Here is a 19,005-nt window from a genome sequence, read left to right as displayed (position 1 = left end):
AGTGGCTATGCCAAAGCCTAGTCAGACTTTGGCATCCTGCCATGAGAGAACGGCGGTCCCGCAATGGTTCCGCCGCTGCCACATGAAACTGTTTTACTCGGCGATGAGCGCTTCGACCTTGAGGATCTGCGCGGCCAGCGTTTCGCGGTCTGCACAACGCAGGTTGGCGTGACCGACTTTGCGGCCGACCTTGAACGCCTTGCCATAGTGATGCAGATGGCAATCGGCGATGGCCAGGACTTTTTCAGTCTCCGGCACTTTACCGATGAAGTTCAGCATCGCGCTTTCGCCGACCTTGGCGGTCGAACCCAGCGGCAGACCGGCAACCGCCCGCAGGTGGTTTTCGAACTGGCTGCACTCGGCGCCTTCAGTGGTCCAGTGCCCGGAGTTGTGCACACGCGGGGCGATTTCGTTGGCTTTCAGGCCACCGTCGACTTCAAAGAACTCGAACGCCATCACGCCAACATAATTCAGCTGCTTGAGCACCCGGCTGGAATAATCTTCGGCCAAGGCTTGCAACGGATGATCGGTGCTAGCCACGGACAGCTTGAGGATGCCGCTGTCGTGGGTGTTGTGTACCAGCGGATAGAACCGGGTTTCGCCATCGCGGGCACGCACGGCGATCAGCGAGACTTCGCCGGTGAAAGGTACGAAACCTTCCAGCAGGCAAGCCACACTGCCCAGCTCGGCGAAAGTGCCAACGACATCTTCAGGTGTGCGCAGGACTTTCTGGCCCTTGCCGTCGTAACCCAGGGTGCGGGTTTTCAACACGGCGGGCAGACCGATGGAAGCTACGGCAGCGTCCAGGTCAGCCTGGGACTGAATGTCGGCGAACGCCGGGGTCGGAATCCCCAGGTCCTTGAACATGCTCTTTTCGAACCAGCGATCGCGGGCAATACGAAGGGCTTCGGCGCTCGGGTAAACCGGCACGAACTGCGAGAGGAACGCCACGGTTTCCGCCGGAACGCTTTCGAACTCGAAGGTCACCAGATCGACTTCATCGGCCAGCTGGCGCAGGTGATCCTGGTCGCCGTAATCGGCTCGCAGGTGTTCGCCCAACGCGGCGGCACACGCGTCCGGCGCCGGGTCGAGGAAAGCGAAGTTCATACCCAGCGGAGTACCCGCCAGCGCCAACATGCGACCCAACTGGCCGCCACCGATTACACCGATCTTCATCGTCAACAACCTCAGGCGATGCGTGGGTCTGGATTTTCCAGGACGCTGTCTGTCTGCTCAGCACGGAAGGTTTTCAGCACCGCGTGGAACTGCGGGTGCTTGGCGCCCAGGATACTCGCCGACAGCAGGGCTGCGTTGATCGCGCCGGCCTTGCCGATGGCCAGGGTGGCAACCGGGATGCCTGCTGGCATCTGTACGATCGAGAGCAGGGAATCGACGCCCGAGAGCATCGCCGACTGCACCGGCACGCCCAGCACCGGCAGGTGGGTCTTGGCCGCACACATGCCAGGCAAGTGGGCTGCACCACCGGCACCGGCGATGATCACCTCGATGCCACGCGCCTCGGCTTCTTCAGCGTACTGGAACAGCAGGTCCGGGGTGCGGTGGGCAGAGACCACTTTCACCTCGTAAGGGATGCCGAGCTTTTCCAGCATATCGGCGGTGTGGCTAAGGGTGGACCAATCGGACTTGGAGCCCATGATCACGCCAACCAATGCACTCATCGTCGTGCCTCTTCTCTCTGGGCGCCCGCAGGCGCATCAAAAAACAACAAGCCACGCAGAATGCGTGGCTTGATTGTACGAATTATGGCCAGGCGAACCGGCCGAAGGCCGCGCAGTATACCTCAATGAGGCAGATAAACAGCCCCCATTGCGACCATCTGTCAAACGGCGCAAAGCACCGGTTTTATTGACTTTCAGGTCAGTAGAAATACTCGCCATCGCCCCGCCCCCTGTAGGAGCACAGCTTGCTGGCGATGGCGATTTCGAAGACGCCATCGCCAGCAAGCTGTGCTCCTACAAAGGCATCGTTAATTGGTCGTGCCCTGCGCTGCCCCGCCCTCCAGCTTGCGCCACAACAACCGCACGTTGGCTTTGCGCACCAACGCGCAGCGGTACAAACGAATCTCCAGCGGCACATGCCACTGCGGACCGCCACAGACCACCAACTCACCGCGTGCCAGTTCGGCGCGCACACTCAGTTGCGGGACCCAGGCAATTCCCAGCCCTTCCAGTGCCATGCTTTTCAGGCTGTCGGCCATGGCCGTTTCATACACCGTAGTAAAGCGCAGCGCGCGCTGGCGCAGCAATCCATTGACCGAACGCCCGAGAAACGCGCCCGCGCTATAGGCCAGCAACGGCACGCTGGCCTCGCCCTCCAGATCGAACAGGGGGTTTCCCTGCTCATCTGCCGCGCACACCGGGAGCATTTCGGTGTGCCCAAGGTGCAAGGAAGGAAAGATTTCCGGGTCCATCTGCATGGCCGCATCCGGGTCATAGAACGCCAGCATCAGGTCGCATCCACCTTCGCGCAACGCATGCACCGCATCGCCCACGTTGGTGGCGACCAGTCGCGTGGCGATGTTCAGGCCCTCATTGCGCAATTGCGCGATCCAGCGCGGGAAAAATCCCAGCGCCAGTGAGTGCGCCGCCGCGACTTGCATCACTTCGCCCTGCCCGCCTTCCAGATGATGCAGGTGGCGCAGTACTTCGCCGAGCTGTTCGACCACAGTACGCGCCGTGACGAGGAACAACTGCCCCGCCGCCGTCAGCTCGACCGGCGTGCGCGAACGGTTGACCAGGGTCAATCCCAGCGCGGCTTCGAGGCTGCGGATTCGGCGGCTAAAGGCCGGTTGAGTCACGAAGCGGCGTTCCGCTGCCTGGGAGAAGCTGCGGGTGGCGGCCAGGGCACTGAAGTCCTCCAGCCATTTACTTTCCAGATTCATCACGTCCTCCCGGACACGCACCAATTTAGGTCACACGCTCGCCGTCAACACGGCGTCACACGGGCATTATGCCGAATGTGCATAGGCCAGTGTTTAACAGCATTGGCCCAAAATTCTCCACAAGCCTAGCATTTGCAGTGTTCCGGCACAGCCCGGGTCCATATTGAGATGATTTCTATCATGTCCTCCGCTGCATCATTCCGCACAGAAAATGACCTGCTTGGCGCTCTCGAAGTACCGGCTCAAGCGTATTACGGTATCCAGACCCTGCGAGCGGTGAATAACTTCCGCCTTTCAGGCGTTCCGATTTCGCACTACCCGAAACTGGTTGTCGGTCTGGCCATGGTCAAACAGGCCGCCGCTGACGCCAACCGCGAGTTGGGTCACCTGAGCGAAGCCAAGCACGCTGCCATCAGCGAAGCCTGTGCACGTTTGATCCGCGGCGACTTCCACGAAGAGTTCGTGGTGGACATGATTCAAGGCGGCGCTGGCACTTCAACCAACATGAATGCCAACGAAGTCATCGCCAACATCGCGCTGGAGGCCATGGGTCACCAGAAAGGCGAATATCAGTACCTGCACCCGAACGACGACGTGAACATGGCGCAGTCGACCAACGACGCCTACCCGACGGCGATCCGCCTGGGTCTGTTGCTGGGTCATGACACGCTGCTGGCCAGCCTCGACAGCCTGATTCAGGCATTCGCGGCCAAGGGTGAAGAATTCAACCATGTCCTGAAGATGGGCCGTACCCAGCTGCAAGACGCCGTGCCGATGACCCTGGGTCAAGAGTTCCGCGCTTTCGCCACCACCATGGGCGAAGACCTGGCCCGTCTGAAGACGCTGGCTCCGGAACTGCTGACCGAAGTGAACCTGGGCGGCACCGCGATCGGCACCGGCATCAACGCCGACCCGCGCTATCAGGCCCTGGCCGTACAGCGTCTGGCCCTGATCAGCGGTCAACCGCTGGTTCCAGCCGCCGACCTGATCGAAGCCACCTCCGACATGGGCGCCTTCGTGCTGTTCTCCGGCATGCTCAAGCGCACCGCGGTCAAGTTGTCGAAGATCTGCAACGACCTGCGCCTGCTGTCCAGCGGCCCACGCACCGGCATCAACGAAATCAATCTGCCAGCGCGTCAGCCAGGCAGCTCGATCATGCCAGGCAAGGTCAACCCGGTGATCCCGGAAGCCGTGAACCAGGTGGCCTTCCAAGTCATCGGTAACGACCTGGCGCTGACCATGGCAGCCGAAGGCGGCCAACTGCAACTGAACGTGATGGAGCCGCTGATCGCCTTCAAGATCCTCGACTCGATCCGCCTGCTGCAACGCGCCATGGACATGCTGCGCGAACACTGCATCGTCGGCATCACCGCCAACGAAGCGCGCTGCCGTGAACTGGTCGAACACTCGATCGGTCTGGTCACCGCACTGAACCCGTACATCGGCTACAAAAACGCCACCCGCATCGCCCGTATCGCCCTTGAAAGCGGCCGCGGCGTGCTGGAACTGGTGCGCGAAGAAGGTCTGCTCGACGAAGCCATGCTCGCCGACATCCTGCGCCCGGAAAACATGATTGCCCCGCGTCTGGTGCCTCTGAAGGCTTAACCAACGCTGTAGCACCGCTCACCAGGTCGAGGGACTAGACACCTCTCACCTTTTGAGGGCCTGGAGATCACTCTCCAGGCCCTTTTTTTTATTTTTTGAAAACACCGAGAGCCCTGTAGGAGTGGCGGTTCGACGATTCGACTTGCCCGCGAAGACGGAGGCACATTCAACATGAATGTGCCTGAAAAAACGCCTTCGCGAGCAAGCTCGCTCCTACAGGCCCCCGGTGCCACGCAAGGCGTACCCGCAGCGCATCGCTGATCGGTTAAAGTGCGAAACCCCATGTGGGAGCGGGCTTGCCCGCGAAAGCGGTGTATCTGGCAACATTAATGTCGCCTGACACTCCATCTTCGCGAACAAGCCCGCTCCCACACAGGAAATCATCGTTCTCGGAGTGCCTCCATGAATTCCTCGACCTACCCTGCCGCCCAGCACGTCATGGTGCTCTACACCGGCGGCACCATCGGCATGCAGGCCAGCGCCCACGGCCTGGCGCCGGCATCCGGTTTCGAAGCGCGGATGCGTGAGTACCTGCACAGCCAGCCTGATCTCGTGGTACCGCAATGGCGCTTTCGCGAGATGTCGCCGCTGATCGACAGCGCCAACATGACCCCGGCGTATTGGCAGCAACTGCGTGAAGCAGTGGTCGATGCCGTGGATGTCCAGGGCTGCGACAGCGTGCTGATCCTGCACGGCACAGACACCCTCGCCTACAGCGCCGCCGCCATGAGTTTTCAACTGCTCGGCCTGCACGCCCGCGTTTGCTTTACCGGCTCGATGCTGCCGGCCGGCGTCGCCGACAGCGATGCCTGGGAAAACCTCGGCGGCGCGCTGGTTGCATTGGGCCAAGGCCTGGCGTCGGGTGTGCACTTGTATTTCCACGGCGAACTGCTGGACCCGACCCGTTGCGCCAAAGTGCGCAGTTTCGGCCGACATCCTTTCAAGCGACTGGAACGTCAGGGTGGTGGTGTCAAAGCGCCCTCGATTCCGGCGCAACTGAATTACAACCAACCCAGGAAACTGTCGAACGTCGCGGTGCTGCCGTTGTTTCCCGGCATCGGCGCCGAAATTCTGAACGGCCTGATCGATAGCGGTATCCAGGGCCTGGTGCTGGAGTGCTACGGCAGCGGTACTGGACCGAGCGACAATCCGGGATTCCTTGCCAGCCTGGAAAAGGCACGGGACACGGGAGTCGTGGTGGTGGCAGTCACGCAGTGCCACGAGGGTGGCGTAGAGCTGGATGTCTATGAGGCGGGTAGTCGTTTGCGGGTTGCCGGCGTGCTTTCAGGTGGCGGCATGACCCGTGAAGCGGCGTTTGGCAAGCTGCATGGCTTGCTGGGTGCAGGAGTTGAAACCGCTGAGGTACGGCGGCTTGTTGAACTGGACCTGTGTGGCGAGCTCGCCTGATACATCAAATCCACGCAATTAGCGCGCTCAAGTCTCTCCAGGTTTTTTCGAGAACTTGAGCCGCGGTAAACTTACCGAACAATCCGCACTTACAGCCAAACTTCATACAACCTTACAAATACAATGCAACTATAACTCCCAAATGAAAGTCCAGTTAGATATCTTGCTCTGGCAGGATGCAACTAAACTTGATTACAGGAGTTACATATCATGAGCATTAAAACCAAAGACTGGACCGCACAAATCGACCGAATGCCCGGCGCAGCCTCTTTCCGCACTTTTGGCACCGTAACGGTTGCCCACACGGGAATTACGCCAAAACTGGTCATGAGTGCAATGCAAGACAAATCCTTTGATTTACGCCTGGAATTGCAACTTGAACATTCCAACGATATTTCGCTGCAGGTCGTAACAGACAAGTTTGTCGAATACAAAAAAATGGGCAACTCGAATGTCACCGGCGTCAGCATCTTCTACGAAGGCAAATTGCTGCACCATATCGATAAAGTACTGATTACCCACTAAGCGCCGCATTTATTCCGCGCTGTAGAACTTCCCGCCAGACACACCAGGTGCCTGGCGGGAAACCTCGTCGCTCACGTTACGCATTGCGCTTGTAGCAAACCCGCCAGGGCATCGGCCTCAACCGGCCGACTGATCAGATAGCCCTGCACTTCGTCACAACGCTCAGCTTTCAAAAACTCAAGCTGCTCCTGCCGTTCCACGCCTTCAGCCACCACTTTCAATTTCAAGCCGTGCGCCATCGCAATGATCGCCCGGGTGATCGCCGCGTCTTCCGTACCCTCTCCCAGCCCCCGGATAAACGCCTGATCGATCTTCACGTAATCCACCGGGATGCGCTTGAGGTAGCTCAGGGACGAATACCCGGTGCCGAAATCGTCGATCGCCAACTTCACCCCCAAATCACGCAGTTGCTGGAACGTCGCGATAATGTGCTCGACACTGTCGAGCAGCTGGCTTTCGGTCAGTTCCAGCTCCAGGTAATGCGGTGCCAGCCCGGTTTCTTCCAGCACCTGGCGCACCAGGCTGACCAGCTTGCCCTGGCGCAATTGATGCACCGACAGATTGACCGACACCCGGATCCCCTCGAGCCCCAGGCGCTGCCACTCGCAGGCTTGCCAGCAGGCCTGGCGCAAGACGAATTCGCCGATCGGGCCGATCAACCCGGTCTCCTCCGCCAGACCGATGAAATCCCCCGGCGGCACACGTCCCATGGTCGGGTGGTCCCAGCGCACAAGGGCCTCGGCGGCATTGAGCTTGCCCGTGGCGAGGCACAGTTTCGGTTGGTAAAACACCTTCAGCTGCTTCTCTTCGACCGCTTTACGCAGGTGATTTTCCAGCTGCAGGCGCTCCAGGGTGCTGGCTTGCAGGCTATCGGTGTAGAACTGGAAATTGTTGCCGCCCAAATGCTTGGCGTGCTGCATGGCCATGTTCGACTGACTGACCAATGCGGATATTTCCCGGGCGTTGTCTGGCAACAGGCTGATGCCCATGGATGCACTGACCACCAGCTCATGCCCCTCGACGGTCAGCGGCAAACGCAATTTGGCCGACAAGCGAGTCGCCACCCGCGCCAGACTGGAAAGGTTGCCATAGGCATTGAACAGCACGGCGAATTCATCGCCGGACAAACGTGCGATGGTGTCTGCCTCGGGCAATGCGTTGACCAGGCGCCGGGCCATCTTCTGCAATAGTTGATCGGCCACCTCATGACCCAGGCTGTCGTTGAGCTGCTTGAAGCGATCCAGGTTGATGTGCAACAACGCCAGGCTGCGATACCCGCCCTGACGCACACGCTGATGCGCCTCGCTCAGCCGTTCGCGGAACATCGAGCGATTGGCCAGGCCCGTGAGTTCGTCGTGATGGGTCAGGTAGCGCATGCGCTCTTCGGATTCTCGTCGTGCCGAGAGATCCGCGAAAAAGCCCACGATATGACTGACTTTTCCCCGAGCATCGCGCACTGCGGTCAATTGCAGCCATTGCGGATACATTTCGCCATTCTTGCGGGTTTCGACCAGCTCCCCCTGCCAACTGCCGTGCTGCTCCAGCGCTTGATGGATCGCACCGTAATGCCGACGAGCATCGCGACTGCAGGGCAAATCGACCACTTTACGCCCCAAAATTTCCTCGATTTCATAGCCGGTCACCCGGCTGAAGGCTTGATTGACCGCGATCAGGGCGTAATTCGGATCGAAAATCACGATGCCTTCGCTGGCCGCCTCGAACACCGTCGCCGCCAACTGCAGTTGTTCTTCCTGGGCCTTGCCGACACTGATATCGCGCCGCGTGCCCACCATGCGAATCACCCGGCCGTTATCGGCGCGCTCCACCGCCCGCCCGCGGTCCTCGATCCACACCCAGTGGCCATCGCCATGCCGCACGCGGTACTCGATCTGGTAATCCTCGGTGCGGCCTTTCAAATGCTCGACCAGCGCCCTTTTCAGTGCAGGAAGATCGTCGGGGTGCAGGCGTGGTTTAAGGTGGCGCAGTAATGCCGTTACCTGTTCCGGCGCCAGGCCAAAAAGTTCCAGGATATGTGTGTGATGGACTTCGTCGGTTTGCAGGTTCCAGTCCCACAACCCCAGCTCGCTGGCCTTCAATGCCAGCGCCAGGCGCGCCTCACTCTGGCTCAGCGCCTGGCTGGCCGCCTCCAGCTCCAGACTGCGCTGGGCGACACGGTTTTCCAGGTCGACCTGGATTTCGCGCAATTCGTCTTCGGCACGTCGACGCTGATCGATCTCCCTGGCCAGCTTCTGATTGAGCTGGTCGCTGCAGTTCTGCGCCTGCTGCAGATTCTCGATCAGCGCCTGATTCTGGAAGCGTCGCAACAGGCCGCGATCGATCAACCGATTCACCTGCCAGGCGACCACACTCAGCGCACCCAGCAGAATCAGGCCGAACCAGCCCCAACCGTGCTCGTCCCCACCCCAGAACATATAGGCAATGGCCGGCAACAGGCAGGGCAAGGTGAAGGACAGGAACGCCGGCAAACTCACCGCGTAGGCCACACTGGCCGACAGCGCTGCGGCACCGATCAGGCCGAACACCCACGCTTGTTGAATGAAGTTATCGGCGGGAACCAGGGCAATGCCGGCACCGGCCAGGGTCAGGCCGGTGAGCCCGGAACCCAGTAAAAACATGCGGCGCCAGATCGGATGCGCCTGGCGGTTGGGAATCGCCGAATCGAAGGCCGCCACCTGGATCACCCGCAATGCGACCAGCGACAGCAACCACACCAGCCAGACACTGACCAGGAAATAACGCTGCGGACTCCAGAGCAATCCGGCGCATACCAGGCCATTGATCAACATGAACAGCGTGGGCAGCAAGGAACCCTGATACAGCAGACGCGTGCGTTCGACCGCCATTTCCATGGCGAATTGTTTACGGATCACCCGGGGCTCCACAGTAGGGCCCGACAGGTCGATGCTGAGGGTCATAGGCAGTGTTCTTGTTCTTATAATGATGAGCATGTGCCCGAAACGTGGACGGAGCATACACAAGCCAATGCCCGGACCAAACTGCTCCTGATCAAAAAACAGACCAAAGTATCAGCCGTCAGCAGTGGCAAAATGCCGTCAGACGGGGCCGGCAAACGATTGCAACCGATGACTGACCGGTCGTCCCGCGCGTAACTTTCATCGGCTAAAACGAAGCGGGGTTTGCCCGTGGTGACGCAGCCCCATAGAATGCCCCGATGCGCGATGATCTCTCCCTTCTGCTGAACTCCCTCAACGATGCCCAACGCCAGGCCGTAGCTGCCCCCGTGGGTCGTCAGTTGGTCCTGGCCGGTGCTGGTTCCGGTAAAACCCGAGTGCTGGTGCACCGTATCGCCTGGTTGATCCAGGTCGAAAACGCCTCGCCCCACTCCATCCTGTCGGTGACCTTCACCAACAAGGCTGCTGCCGAGATGCGCCAGCGCATCGAGCAACTGATGGGTATCAACCCGGCTGGCATGTGGGTGGGTACCTTCCACGGCCTGGCGCACCGCTTGTTGCGGGCGCACTGGCAGGAAGCAGGCTTGAGCCAGACCTTCCAGATTCTCGACAGCGACGACCAGCAACGCCTGGTCAAGCGGGTGATCCGCGAACTCGGCCTGGACGAACAGCGCTGGCCCGTCCGCCAGGCCCAATGGTTCATCAACGGACAGAAAGACGAAGGCCTGCGCCCGCAACACATCCAGGCCAGCGGCGACCTGTTCCTGGCAACCATGCGCGGCATCTATGAAGCCTACGAGGCCGCCTGCCTGCGCGCCGGCGTGATCGACTTCTCCGAGTTGCTGCTGCGCGCGCTCGACCTGTGGCGCGATCACCCGGGCCTGCTGGCGCACTATCAGAAGCGCTTCCGGCACATCCTGGTGGACGAGTTCCAGGACACCAACGCCGTGCAGTACGCCTGGTTGCGCCTGCTGGCCAAAGGTGGCGATAGCCTGATGGTGGTCGGCGACGACGACCAGTCGATCTATGGCTGGCGTGGCGCGAAAATCGAGAACATCTACCAGTATTCCGAAGACTTCCCGGACGCTGAAACCATTCGCCTGGAGCAGAACTATCGCTCCACCGCCGGCATCCTCAAGGCTGCCAACGCCCTGATCGCCAACAACACCGGGCGTTTGGGCAAAGAGTTGTGGACCGATGGCGGCGACGGCGAAGCGATCAACCTGTACGCCGCGTTCAACGAACACGATGAAGCTCGCTACGTTGTCGAAACCATCGAAAGTGCGCTGAAAACCGGCTTGACTCGCAGTGATATCGCGATTCTGTACCGCTCCAACGCCCAATCGCGCGTATTGGAAGAAGCCTTGCTGCGCGAGCGCATTCCGTATCGCATCTACGGCGGCCAGCGCTTCTTCGAACGTGCAGAAATCAAGAACGCCATGGCCTACCTGCGCCTGCTCGAAGGCCGTGGCAACGATGCCGCGCTGGAACGGGTGATCAACGTGCCGGCCCGGGGCATCGGCGAGAAAACCGTCGAAGCGATCCGCGACCACGCCCGCCACAGCGATGTGTCGATGTGGGAAGCCATGCGCCTGCTGGTGGCCAATAAAGGCGTTACCGGCCGGGCAGCCAGCGCGCTGGGCGCATTTATCGAGTTGATCGAGAACCTTGCCGCCAAGTGCATGGAAATGCCATTGCACCTGATGACCCAGACCGTCATCGAACAATCGGGACTGATCGCCTATCACGAAGCGGAAAAAGGCGAGAAGGGCCAGGCCCGGGTAGAAAACCTTGAGGAACTGGTCAGCGCGGCGCGCAACTTCGAAAACAGCGAAGAGGACGAGGACCTGACGCCACTGGCGGCCTTCCTCGGTCACGCCTCGCTGGAAGCCGGCGATACCCAGGCCGACGAACACGAAGACAGCATTCAATTGATGACCCTGCACAGCGCCAAGGGCCTGGAATTCCCCTATGTGTTCCTGGTGGGCATGGAAGAAGGCCTGTTCCCGCACAAGATGAGCCTGGAAGAACCCGGCCGTCTTGAGGAAGAGCGTCGCCTGGCCTATGTCGGCATCACGCGGGCCATGCAGAACCTGGTGATGACCTATGCTGAAACCCGACGCCTATACGGCAGCGAGACCTACAACAAGGTTTCGCGATTCGTACGCGAAGTGCCCAAGGGCCTGATTCAGGAAGTGCGGCTGTCCAACAGCGTCAGCCGTCCGTATGGCGGCAACCAGTCGATGAGTGGCAGCAACCTGTTCAGCGGCAGCGAAATTCCGCAGACCGGCTTCAGCCTGGGCCAGACGGTACGCCACTCGATCTTCGGTGACGGTGTGATCCTCAACTTCGAAGGTGCCGGGGCGGCGGCTCGGGTGCAGGTTAACTTCAGCGAAGGCAGCAAGTGGCTGATGCTGGGTTACGCCAAGCTGGAAGCTATTTAAGGTCGCACTGACTATTGATTGTTCCCACGCTCCGCGTGGGAATGCATCCCGTGACGCTCTGCGTCACAGTGGACGCAGAGCGTCCATGGCGGCGCTACCACGCGGAGCGTGGGAGCGATCATCGGAGAGGTATTCATGGGCTCAGGCTTCTTTTCTTCCTGGACATTCTGGGCCCTGCTATCCGCAGCCTTCGCGGCAATGACCGCCATTTTCGCGAAGATCGGCATCGAAAACATCAATTCAGACTTCGCCACCCTGTTACGCACCGTGGTGGTACTGGTCAGCCTGGCCTTGATTTTGTACGCCACGGGCCAATATCAGTCTTTAGGATCGATCTCTGCCAGGAGCTACCTGTTCCTGTTGTTGTCGGGACTGGCCACCGGTGCGTCGTGGATTTGCTACTTCCGTGCACTAAAGGTCGGCCCGGCCTCACTGGTCGCCCCCGTGGACAAACTCAGCGTGGTGTTGGTGGCCGTGCTGGGTGTGGTCCTGCTGGGCGAAAGGCTCGATCTGCGCCAATGGAGTGGGATCGGCCTGATCACGGCGGGCGTCATCATGCTCGCGCTGCGACGCTAGATGCCCTTTCCTACAGAACTTATCCACTTTTCCTACAGACCAAAGTTAACAAGCCCTATTGCGCTGACTGAAGCTGAATGCAACCTGTCAGGCAAAAGCTCGAAACACTCTGCCGCTAGCCAGTAACACTTCAGCTGTGCAACATGGCGCGCGTGCCTTCCACAAATGGGAATTCCCTTTATGAAACGTTTTCTTAGCATCGCCATGGCGTTGTGCATCGGCTTGACGATGAGCCTCGACGCCAATGCCGCCAAGCGCTTTGGTGGTGGCAAAAGCGCAGGCGCTGCGCCGACACACCAGACCAGCCAGATGGCTCCTTCTTCTCCAGGCATGGGCGGCGCTGCAGCGACCGCTGGTGCAGCCGGTGCCGCTGGCGCCGCAGCCAAGGCCGGTGGCGCTTCGCGCTGGCTCGGCCCTCTGGCCGGCATCGCAGCCGGTGGCCTGCTGGCCTCCATGTTCATGGGCGACGGTTTCCAGGGCATGCAGATCTTCGACATCCTGATCATGGCGGTCATCGCGTTCCTGGTCTTCCGCTTCATCGCCGCTCGTCGTCGCAAGCAGCAGCCGCAAATGGCTCCGGCAGGCTACGCGCCGATGCAACGTGAAGCGTTCGAACCCAAGCCTGCTGGCGGTTCGATCTTCGGCGGCGCGGCAGCACCGGTTGCCGCTCGTCCGGTAATCAATGCTCCAGCCTGGTTCAACGAACACAACTTCATCGAAGCCGCGCGCAATCACTTCCAGTCCCTGCAGCAACACTGGGACGCGAACGAAATGGACAAGATCGCCGAGTTCGTGACCCCGCAAATGCTGGAATTCCTCAAGCGCGAACGTGCTGACCTGGGTGACGGCTTCCAGTCCACCTACATTGATAACCTCAATGTGCAACTGGACGGTGTGGATGATCGCGCCGACAAGACCATCGCCACCCTGACCTTCAGCGGCGTGTCGAAAACCTCGCGTTTCGACCAGGGTGAAGTATTCAGCGAAAGCTGGAACATGGAACGTGCACAGGGCGAAAACCAGCCTTGGCTGGTGGCCGGTATCCGCCAGAACGGCTGATTCCCCTCCGCGCTTCATTTGCTGTAATAAAAACCCCAGCCTCGGCTGGGGTTTTCTATTTCGCGGTTGCATCTATAGCGAGCTACTGTATAAACCGCCCCATATAAACCGCGCCATACAAGCAAGAGGATCCCGGACGTGGAAGAAATCATCGAACAACTGCGTGAAGCCAACGAACCGGTACCGGTCCCCTTGGAGTTGCCCGACGAAGATCTGCTGGTCGAAATCGAAGAACAGCTGTTCATCGACATTCCGTTCGTCTTCAGAGAGTTCCTGCTGACCGTCAGCGACGTGGTCTATGGCAGCCTGGAGCCGGTCACCGTCACTGACCCGCAATCCCACACCTACCTGCCGGACGTAGCCGCCAACGCCTGGGATGCCGGCGTCGATCGCAGCCTGATCCCGATCTGCCAGGACGGCGACGACTACTACTGCGTCGAAGAAGACGGCACCGTGGTGCTTTGGCAGGCCGAAGAAGAGCTGATCGCCGAAGAAACCTGGGAATCGGTCTGGCACTGGGCGCGGGACGTCTGGCTGGAAAGCTGAGCCGTTCGACGCCCCTCACATGATCAATGCCCCGGCGAATCCTTGTGGTTTTCCAGGGTATCGAGCAAGGCCACCTGCATCCGGGTGTGCACTCGGATGAACCAGCGCCAGAGCAGTGCTGCCACGGCGGCCGCAACCACGGCGATCAGGACCAGCAACTTGTTGGTCGGCAGAATACTGGCCGACAAGGCTGCCAACAGCAGGAAAATCACCAGCAGCGAGAGGATCGGGATCACTTCGGAGATCACCCGGCGCACTCGCTGCGTGTGACGGCCCGCCATCTCCGGTTTGACGCCCATTTCCGCCAGCAACATCGACAGCGCCTTGAGCTTGCGATACGCGGCAATCAGGAAGGGCAGCGACAGCAGTAGCGCCCCGCCCCAGATCAACGCTTTCTGCCAGCTCGGGTCGCTGATCCAGTCTTGCAGGTAAGTGGACATGCCTTCGGCGAAGTAGGCGCCCGCGAAGAAGATCGCGATCACCAATGCCAGATTGACCCCCACCTGCAGCAAAATCCGCCGAATCATCGAAGCCAGCAACGCACCCTGGCCCTGCGGCTGGATGCTGCGCAGCCATTCGCCATACATCCCCAACACCCGAGCCAGCCGTTGCGGCATCACCGCGGCCAGTTTGATCGACAGCGGGTCGGCTGCGCGGATCAGATAGGGCGTCATCAGCGTGGTAAGCACCGAGACCGCCACGGCCACCGGGTAAAGGAAGTTACTGGTGACCTGCAGGGTCATGCCCAGCGCTGCAATGATGAAAGAGAATTCGCCAATCTGCGACAGCCCCATCCCGACGCGCAACGAGGTACGTCCGTCGTTGCCGGCGATAAAGGCACCAAGGCCACAGGACAGCATCTTGCCGAGCACCACCGCCACGGTGATCACCGCAATTGGCCAGGCGTATTGCAGCAATATCATGGGGTCGAGCATCAAGCCGATGGCGACAAAAAAAATCGCACTGAACAGGTCGCGAACCGGCTCGATCAGGCGCTCGATTTTCAGCAACTGTCGCGACTCCGCCATGATCGCGCCAATCAGGAACGCACCGAGCACCATGCTGTACTCAAGCTTGACCACCAGCAGGCAGAAACCAAAACACAGGCCCAGCACGGTGATCAGCAGCATTTCGTTGCTTTCGAACTTGGCCACGTAGGCCAACAGGCGCGGCACCAGCAAGATGCCAATGACCAGCGCGACGATCATGAACAGCGAGAGCTTGCCGACAGTGGAGAACACTTCGCCCGAACTGACCGTGCCGCTGACCGCGATACTCGACAGCAAGGCGATGATGCCGATACCCAGGATGTCTTCGACGATCAGTACGCCGAATATCAACTGCGCAAAGCGCTGGTTTTTCATCTTCAGGTCATTGAGCGCCTTGACGATGATGGTGGTCGAGGAAATGGCCAGGATCGCCCCGAGGAATAGCGAGTCCATGGTGTTCCAATCGAACCAGCGGCCGATTTCGTAGCCGATCCAGATCATCAGAACGATTTCCAGGAACGCCGCGATAAACGCCGTGGCACCGACCTTGAACAGCTTGCGCAGGCTGAACTCCAGGCCCAGGCAGAACATCAGGAAAATCACCCCCAACTCCGCCAGAGTCTTGATGGTTTCTTCGTCGTGGATCAGGCCGAACGGCGGAGTGTGCGGGCCAATGATGAAGCCGGCCACAATGTAGCCCAGCACCACCGGTTGCTTGAACCGATGGAAAAGTACGGTCACCACGCCTGCGACCAACATGATCACTGCCAGATCCTGAATAAAACTGATGGCATGCATGGCGTGGGGCTCCTTGGGTGCAATGGCTTGATCACCGGACGCAGGAAGTCTCCGATTTGAGCAGTGTAAAAATCTGCTTCTCGTGTAGGACTATTCCCTTGGTCTGGGCTTTTGCAGGGTAACACCGCGACTTCCGGCGCAAAGGCGGTGCAATATATGGAAACAGATCGATTAGGCGTGACGGCGGTCGTCCGCGTGGCGTCCCGATATCTGTTGGTTTGAAAAAAACCGCTGAAGCGCCCGCAGAGGTGCGTCCCTCAAACCTTGCCTCGACCCGTGAGATCGCTATGGAACCCGGAAACGCCCAGCTGTCGATGACAGTATTGATGACCCCCGACATGGCCAATTTCTCTGGCAATGTTCATGGTGGCACCCTGCTCAAGTACCTCGACGAAGTCGCTTATGCCTGCGCCAGCCGCTATGCCGGCCGCTACGTGGTGACCCTGTCGGTAGACCAGGTGATTTTCCGCGAGCCGATCCATGTCGGTGAACTGGTGACCTTCCTGGCGTCGGTCAATTACACCGGCAACACCTCCATGGAGGTGGGCATCAAGGTGGTGACCGAGAATATCCGTGAGCGCTCGGTACGCCATACCAACAGCTGCTTCTTCACCATGGTTGCGGTGGATGACCAGCGCAAGCCCGCGCCGGTGCCGCCGCTGCAACCTGTAAACAGCGAAGACAAGCGCCGTTATATGCAGGCCCAACAACGCCGTCAGATTCGTCAGGAGCTGGAAAAGCGTTATCAGGAAATCAAGGGCGACGCTTAAAGCAAAGGATCGCAGCCTTTTGTAGAAGCTGCCGAAGGCTGCGATCTTTTTAGCCGTAACCGGATTACAAACTGATAGGGGTTGCCTCGAACCGCACCCGCGGATGGGCGATCCGGTCCTGAGCCCGAACCAGTTCCATCTCGTAACTGGCGCAGGCCTGGGTTTCCAGCAACACCTCATGCACCGCCGACGCTGCGAATTCGAAAGCCGCCACCAGGCTGTCGCCCAGCAGGACACGAGCCAGGAACAACCCCGACGTCAGGTCGCCAACTCCCACCGGCTGACGCGGAAACGCCAGCAGCGGACGCTGCAGATGCCAGCTGCCTTCGGCCGTCACCAGCAACATCTCGAAGACATCCGCCTTTTTTCCAGGGTAATCTAGGTGTTTGACCAGCACCGCCTTCGGCCCGCGTGCCAGCAGCGCACGCGCCATCGCCAGGCAATCGAACAGCGACTGCGGCTTGCGTCCCGAGAAGCTGTCGAGCTCCAGTTGATTGGGGCACATGAAGTCGGCCACGCTGGCAGCCTCCTCCAGCAGAAAATCACTGACTTCCGCCGGGACGCTGCAGCCCTTCTCCGGATGGCCCATCACCGGGTCACACAGGTACAGCGCCTTGGGATTGATCGATTTGATCTTCGCCACGCCCGTCAGTATCGCCCTGCCCTGGGCTGCACTGCCGAGGTAGCCGGACAGTACCGCATCGCAATTGCCCAGCTCGCCAATGGCCGCGATACCGTCGACCAGATCGGGAATCTGGTGCGGCGCCAGCACCTCACCCGCCCATTGGCCATACTGGGTGTGATTGGAGAACTGCACGGTGTTGAGCGGCCAGACATTCACCCCGACCCGCTGCATCGGGAAAACCGCGGCACTGTTGCCGGCGTGACCGAACACCACGTGGGACTGGATAGCGAGCAGATGGGGCGTACGTTTCATGCGGTGAGTTATCCGTAAAACGATTGAAATTCGAGCCACGCAGTATGCGACTAAACGCAGCCTGTACGACAGACCGGCGACACAGTTAAGCTGACACTATCTTGTTGGAGCGCCCTGTTGATGCTGACCCTCGGAAATATTCTAGTGCTGATGCTGTTCGCTACCGCGGGTGCCTGGCTTTGGCACAACCACGGCTTGCGCGAACACGCACTCGAGCGGGTCAAGCAGCATTGCGCCAAGCTCGGGATCGAGCTGCTGGATGGCAACGTGGCATTGAAAAAAATCGCCTTCATCAAGGATGCCAATGGCCGGCGACGATTGGCCCGTGTGTATAACTTCGAATTCACCGTGACGGGCGAAACCCGCCACAACGGTACCATCACACAATTCGGCCCGCACAGCGCACAGATCGAGCTGGCGCCTTATCCCGTGCCATTCGACGACACCCCCTCGGTGGTCGACGTGGTCAAGCCACGTGCCGAGGTGATCGAATTGAGCCAGTGGCGCCAGGAACATACCAAGTGGCGGCCTTGAGTCGTTTGATCTTCACCCCAAGCGACAGCCGTCCAGGCCTCTTTTCAGCCCCTCGACATCCTGCGACTCACTAAAAATAAGCTCAATCCGCGAATCTTGCCGCCATTCGCTGCTTTTCCATTCCAGCACCGCGTTATCCAGCGCATTCGCCGACACCCAGCCCTCGATGCCGTGGATAACCAACTTGGCCCGCCGCCATTCAAGGCCTGCGAGCCACCGATCGATCCTGTCAGTGTCAAAGGTCTGGCCTGGATGCCAGCGCCAACCAATGCTCCAGCCGCCCTCCTGTGCCTGGCTCAAGCAAATCGGCAACGCCGGATCGGTCCAGATCGCCGGCAACTGCGCCAGCCCCTTGGGCGCCACGAAGTTATCCACACCCGCCACCGCCTGAGCGTCCAGGCCAGGCAACTGGCTCAATGGCAAGGCTGCGTGGTGCGCCCAGTACAACGGGCGTACCGGCAACTGCGCGGCGAGGCGTTGGCGAGCGGTTTCATCAAGGTGTTCCGACTTGTTCATCAGCAACAGGCCGGCACTCTCCAGCGCCTCCTGTTGCGCCGGCGGTAGCGGCTTGCCAGCGGCAAGCGCCAGGGCGTCCAGTACCAGGACGCAGGGTTGGACACTCAGGACACCCTGCCACGGCGCGTCACGCAACTGCCGGAGCAACTGCGCCGGATGCCCCAGCCCGGACGGCTCGATGAACAGTCGATCCGGTCGCGCCTTGCGCAACAGTCGGCCGAGGCCGATCTGAAACGGCGCACCGTTGACGCAACACAAACAGCCTCCGGCCACTTCACCCAGTGCGATACCATCGGCGTCACGGGTCAGCAACGCGGCATCGATACCGATCTGCCCGAATTCATTGATCAACACCGCCCAACGCTCGCCAGCGGGACGTTGCGCCAGTAGGTGCCTGATCAGGCTGGTCTTGCCGGCCCCCAACGGCCCGGCGATGACATGGGTGGGTATGTTCTGCAACATGA

16 protein-coding genes are annotated in these 19,005 nt (G+C 60.1%); 9 read left to right on the top strand and 7 right to left on the bottom strand.

The genetic code is table 11. The features are described from left to right. Positions 1 to 93: 93 nt before the first annotated feature. From HFK74_RS01835 to HFK74_RS01825, 3 genes are all read right to left on the bottom strand, one after another. Positions 94 to 1,176: a 5-(carboxyamino)imidazole ribonucleotide synthase gene (locus HFK74_RS01835; protein ID WP_180202118.1), complete on the bottom strand. Its 1,083-nt coding sequence runs from the start codon at positions 1,174 to 1,176 to the stop codon at positions 94 to 96. 11 nt (positions 1,177 to 1,187) lie between these two features. Further along, positions 1,188 to 1,679 carry a 5-(carboxyamino)imidazole ribonucleotide mutase gene (gene purE, locus HFK74_RS01830; RefSeq protein ID WP_007971731.1) on the bottom strand — a complete coding sequence of 164 codons (492 nt, stop codon included), beginning with the start codon at positions 1,677 to 1,679 and terminating at the stop codon, positions 1,188 to 1,190. Between the two features lie 308 nt (positions 1,680 to 1,987). Then, positions 1,988 to 2,902: a LysR substrate-binding domain-containing protein gene (locus HFK74_RS01825; RefSeq protein WP_180202117.1), complete on the bottom strand. Its 915-nt coding sequence runs from the start codon at positions 2,900 to 2,902 to the stop codon at positions 1,988 to 1,990. Positions 2,903 to 3,082: 180 nt separating this feature from the next. Here HFK74_RS01825 and aspA point away from each other — a divergent pair, with 180 nt between their 5' ends. From aspA to HFK74_RS01810, 3 genes are all read left to right on the top strand, one after another. Further along, positions 3,083 to 4,507, top strand: a complete 1,425-nt coding sequence (gene aspA / locus HFK74_RS01820) for an aspartate ammonia-lyase (protein WP_008064537.1) — start codon at positions 3,083 to 3,085, stop codon at positions 4,505 to 4,507. A gap of 402 nt (positions 4,508 to 4,909) precedes the next feature. Next, the gene (locus HFK74_RS01815; protein WP_180202116.1) at positions 4,910 to 5,914 is read left to right on the top strand and encodes an asparaginase; all 1,005 of its coding nucleotides are present in this window, start codon (positions 4,910 to 4,912) and stop codon (positions 5,912 to 5,914) included. A gap of 210 nt (positions 5,915 to 6,124) precedes the next feature. After that, entirely contained in the window at positions 6,125 to 6,439 is a 315-nt protein-coding gene (locus HFK74_RS01810) for a hypothetical protein (RefSeq protein WP_180202115.1), read from the top strand. A gap of 71 nt (positions 6,440 to 6,510) precedes the next feature. On the opposite strand, the gene HFK74_RS01805 is transcribed toward HFK74_RS01810, so the two are convergent. Further along, on the bottom strand, positions 6,511 to 9,375 hold the full coding sequence (locus HFK74_RS01805) for an EAL domain-containing protein (RefSeq protein ID WP_180202114.1): 2,865 nt from the start codon (positions 9,373 to 9,375) through the stop codon (positions 6,511 to 6,513). Between the two features lie 257 nt (positions 9,376 to 9,632). Between HFK74_RS01805 and uvrD the strand changes: the two genes are divergently transcribed. The 4 genes from uvrD (at position 9,633) to HFK74_RS01785 (ending at position 13,997) form a co-directional block, all read left to right on the top strand. Then, positions 9,633 to 11,816: a DNA helicase II gene (gene uvrD, locus HFK74_RS01800; protein WP_180202113.1), complete on the top strand. Its 2,184-nt coding sequence runs from the start codon at positions 9,633 to 9,635 to the stop codon at positions 11,814 to 11,816. A 135-nt stretch (positions 11,817 to 11,951) separates the two neighbouring features. Further along, on the top strand, positions 11,952 to 12,392 hold the full coding sequence (locus HFK74_RS01795) for an EamA family transporter (protein WP_180202112.1): 441 nt from the start codon (positions 11,952 to 11,954) through the stop codon (positions 12,390 to 12,392). A gap of 180 nt (positions 12,393 to 12,572) precedes the next feature. Beyond that, complete coding sequence (locus tag HFK74_RS01790) at positions 12,573 to 13,451, top strand: Tim44 domain-containing protein (protein ID WP_180202111.1); 879 nt, start codon at positions 12,573 to 12,575, stop codon at positions 13,449 to 13,451. A gap of 138 nt (positions 13,452 to 13,589) precedes the next feature. Next, entirely contained in the window at positions 13,590 to 13,997 is a 408-nt protein-coding gene (locus tag HFK74_RS01785; protein WP_003187120.1) for an SMI1/KNR4 family protein, read from the top strand. Between the two features lie 23 nt (positions 13,998 to 14,020). Here HFK74_RS01785 and HFK74_RS01780 read toward each other — a convergent pair whose 3' ends face one another. Next, a complete protein-coding gene (locus tag HFK74_RS01780; RefSeq protein WP_180202110.1) occupies positions 14,021 to 15,784 on the bottom strand; it encodes a cation:proton antiporter in 1,764 nt (587 codons plus the stop codon). A gap of 287 nt (positions 15,785 to 16,071) precedes the next feature. Between HFK74_RS01780 and HFK74_RS01775 the strand changes: the two genes are divergently transcribed. Then, positions 16,072 to 16,554, top strand: coding sequence for an acyl-CoA thioesterase (locus HFK74_RS01775; RefSeq protein WP_020797950.1), 483 nt, complete (start codon positions 16,072 to 16,074; stop codon positions 16,552 to 16,554). Positions 16,555 to 16,618: 64 nt separating this feature from the next. On the opposite strand, the gene pdxY is transcribed toward HFK74_RS01775, so the two are convergent. Next, positions 16,619 to 17,491 carry a pyridoxal kinase PdxY gene (gene pdxY, locus HFK74_RS01770; RefSeq protein WP_180202109.1) on the bottom strand — a complete coding sequence of 291 codons (873 nt, stop codon included), beginning with the start codon at positions 17,489 to 17,491 and terminating at the stop codon, positions 16,619 to 16,621. Positions 17,492 to 17,611: 120 nt separating this feature from the next. Between pdxY and HFK74_RS01765 the strand changes: the two genes are divergently transcribed. After that, positions 17,612 to 18,025, top strand: coding sequence for a DUF3301 domain-containing protein (locus HFK74_RS01765; protein ID WP_180202108.1), 414 nt, complete (start codon positions 17,612 to 17,614; stop codon positions 18,023 to 18,025). A gap of 12 nt (positions 18,026 to 18,037) precedes the next feature. Here the strand turns inward: HFK74_RS01765 and HFK74_RS01760 are convergent, their stop codons facing one another. Next, complete coding sequence (locus HFK74_RS01760; protein WP_180202107.1) at positions 18,038 to 19,003, bottom strand: GTP-binding protein; 966 nt, start codon at positions 19,001 to 19,003, stop codon at positions 18,038 to 18,040. Between the last annotated feature and the right edge of the window lie 2 nt (positions 19,004 to 19,005).

This window comes from Pseudomonas sp. SbOxS1, assembly GCF_013416725.1.
GTDB lineage: Bacteria > Pseudomonadota > Gammaproteobacteria > Pseudomonadales > Pseudomonadaceae > Aquipseudomonas.
The sequence above is the reverse complement of the archived record's forward strand: the minus strand, read 5'-3'. Positions and strand labels throughout refer to the sequence as shown.

Excerpts from the sequence above, each read along its gene's own strand:
- HFK74_RS01760 (WP_180202107.1), bottom strand. The coding sequence starts at position 19,003 with ATGTTGCAGAACATACCCACCCATGTCATCGCCGGGCCGTTGGGGGCC.
- HFK74_RS01805 (WP_180202114.1), bottom strand. The coding sequence starts at position 9,375 with ATGACCCTCAGCATCGACCTGTCGGGCCCTACTGTGGAGCCCCGGGTG.
- pdxY (WP_180202109.1), bottom strand. The coding sequence starts at position 17,491 with ATGAAACGTACGCCCCATCTGCTCGCTATCCAGTCCCACGTGGTGTTC.
- HFK74_RS01765 (WP_180202108.1), top strand. The coding sequence starts at position 17,612 with ATGCTGACCCTCGGAAATATTCTAGTGCTGATGCTGTTCGCTACCGCG.
- aspA (WP_008064537.1), top strand. The coding sequence starts at position 3,083 with ATGTCCTCCGCTGCATCATTCCGCACAGAAAATGACCTGCTTGGCGCT.
- purE (WP_007971731.1), bottom strand. The coding sequence starts at position 1,679 with ATGAGTGCATTGGTTGGCGTGATCATGGGCTCCAAGTCCGATTGGTCC.
- HFK74_RS01790 (WP_180202111.1), top strand. The coding sequence starts at position 12,573 with ATGAAACGTTTTCTTAGCATCGCCATGGCGTTGTGCATCGGCTTGACG.
- HFK74_RS01835 (WP_180202118.1), bottom strand. The coding sequence starts at position 1,176 with ATGAAGATCGGTGTAATCGGTGGCGGCCAGTTGGGTCGCATGTTGGCG.
- uvrD (WP_180202113.1), top strand. The coding sequence starts at position 9,633 with ATGCGCGATGATCTCTCCCTTCTGCTGAACTCCCTCAACGATGCCCAA.
- HFK74_RS01810 (WP_180202115.1), top strand. The coding sequence starts at position 6,125 with ATGAGCATTAAAACCAAAGACTGGACCGCACAAATCGACCGAATGCCC.
- HFK74_RS01815 (WP_180202116.1), top strand. The coding sequence starts at position 4,910 with ATGAATTCCTCGACCTACCCTGCCGCCCAGCACGTCATGGTGCTCTAC.
- HFK74_RS01795 (WP_180202112.1), top strand. The coding sequence starts at position 11,952 with ATGGGCTCAGGCTTCTTTTCTTCCTGGACATTCTGGGCCCTGCTATCC.
- HFK74_RS01825 (WP_180202117.1), bottom strand. The coding sequence starts at position 2,902 with ATGAATCTGGAAAGTAAATGGCTGGAGGACTTCAGTGCCCTGGCCGCC.
- HFK74_RS01780 (WP_180202110.1), bottom strand. The coding sequence starts at position 15,784 with ATGCATGCCATCAGTTTTATTCAGGATCTGGCAGTGATCATGTTGGTC.
- HFK74_RS01775 (WP_020797950.1), top strand. The coding sequence starts at position 16,072 with ATGGAACCCGGAAACGCCCAGCTGTCGATGACAGTATTGATGACCCCC.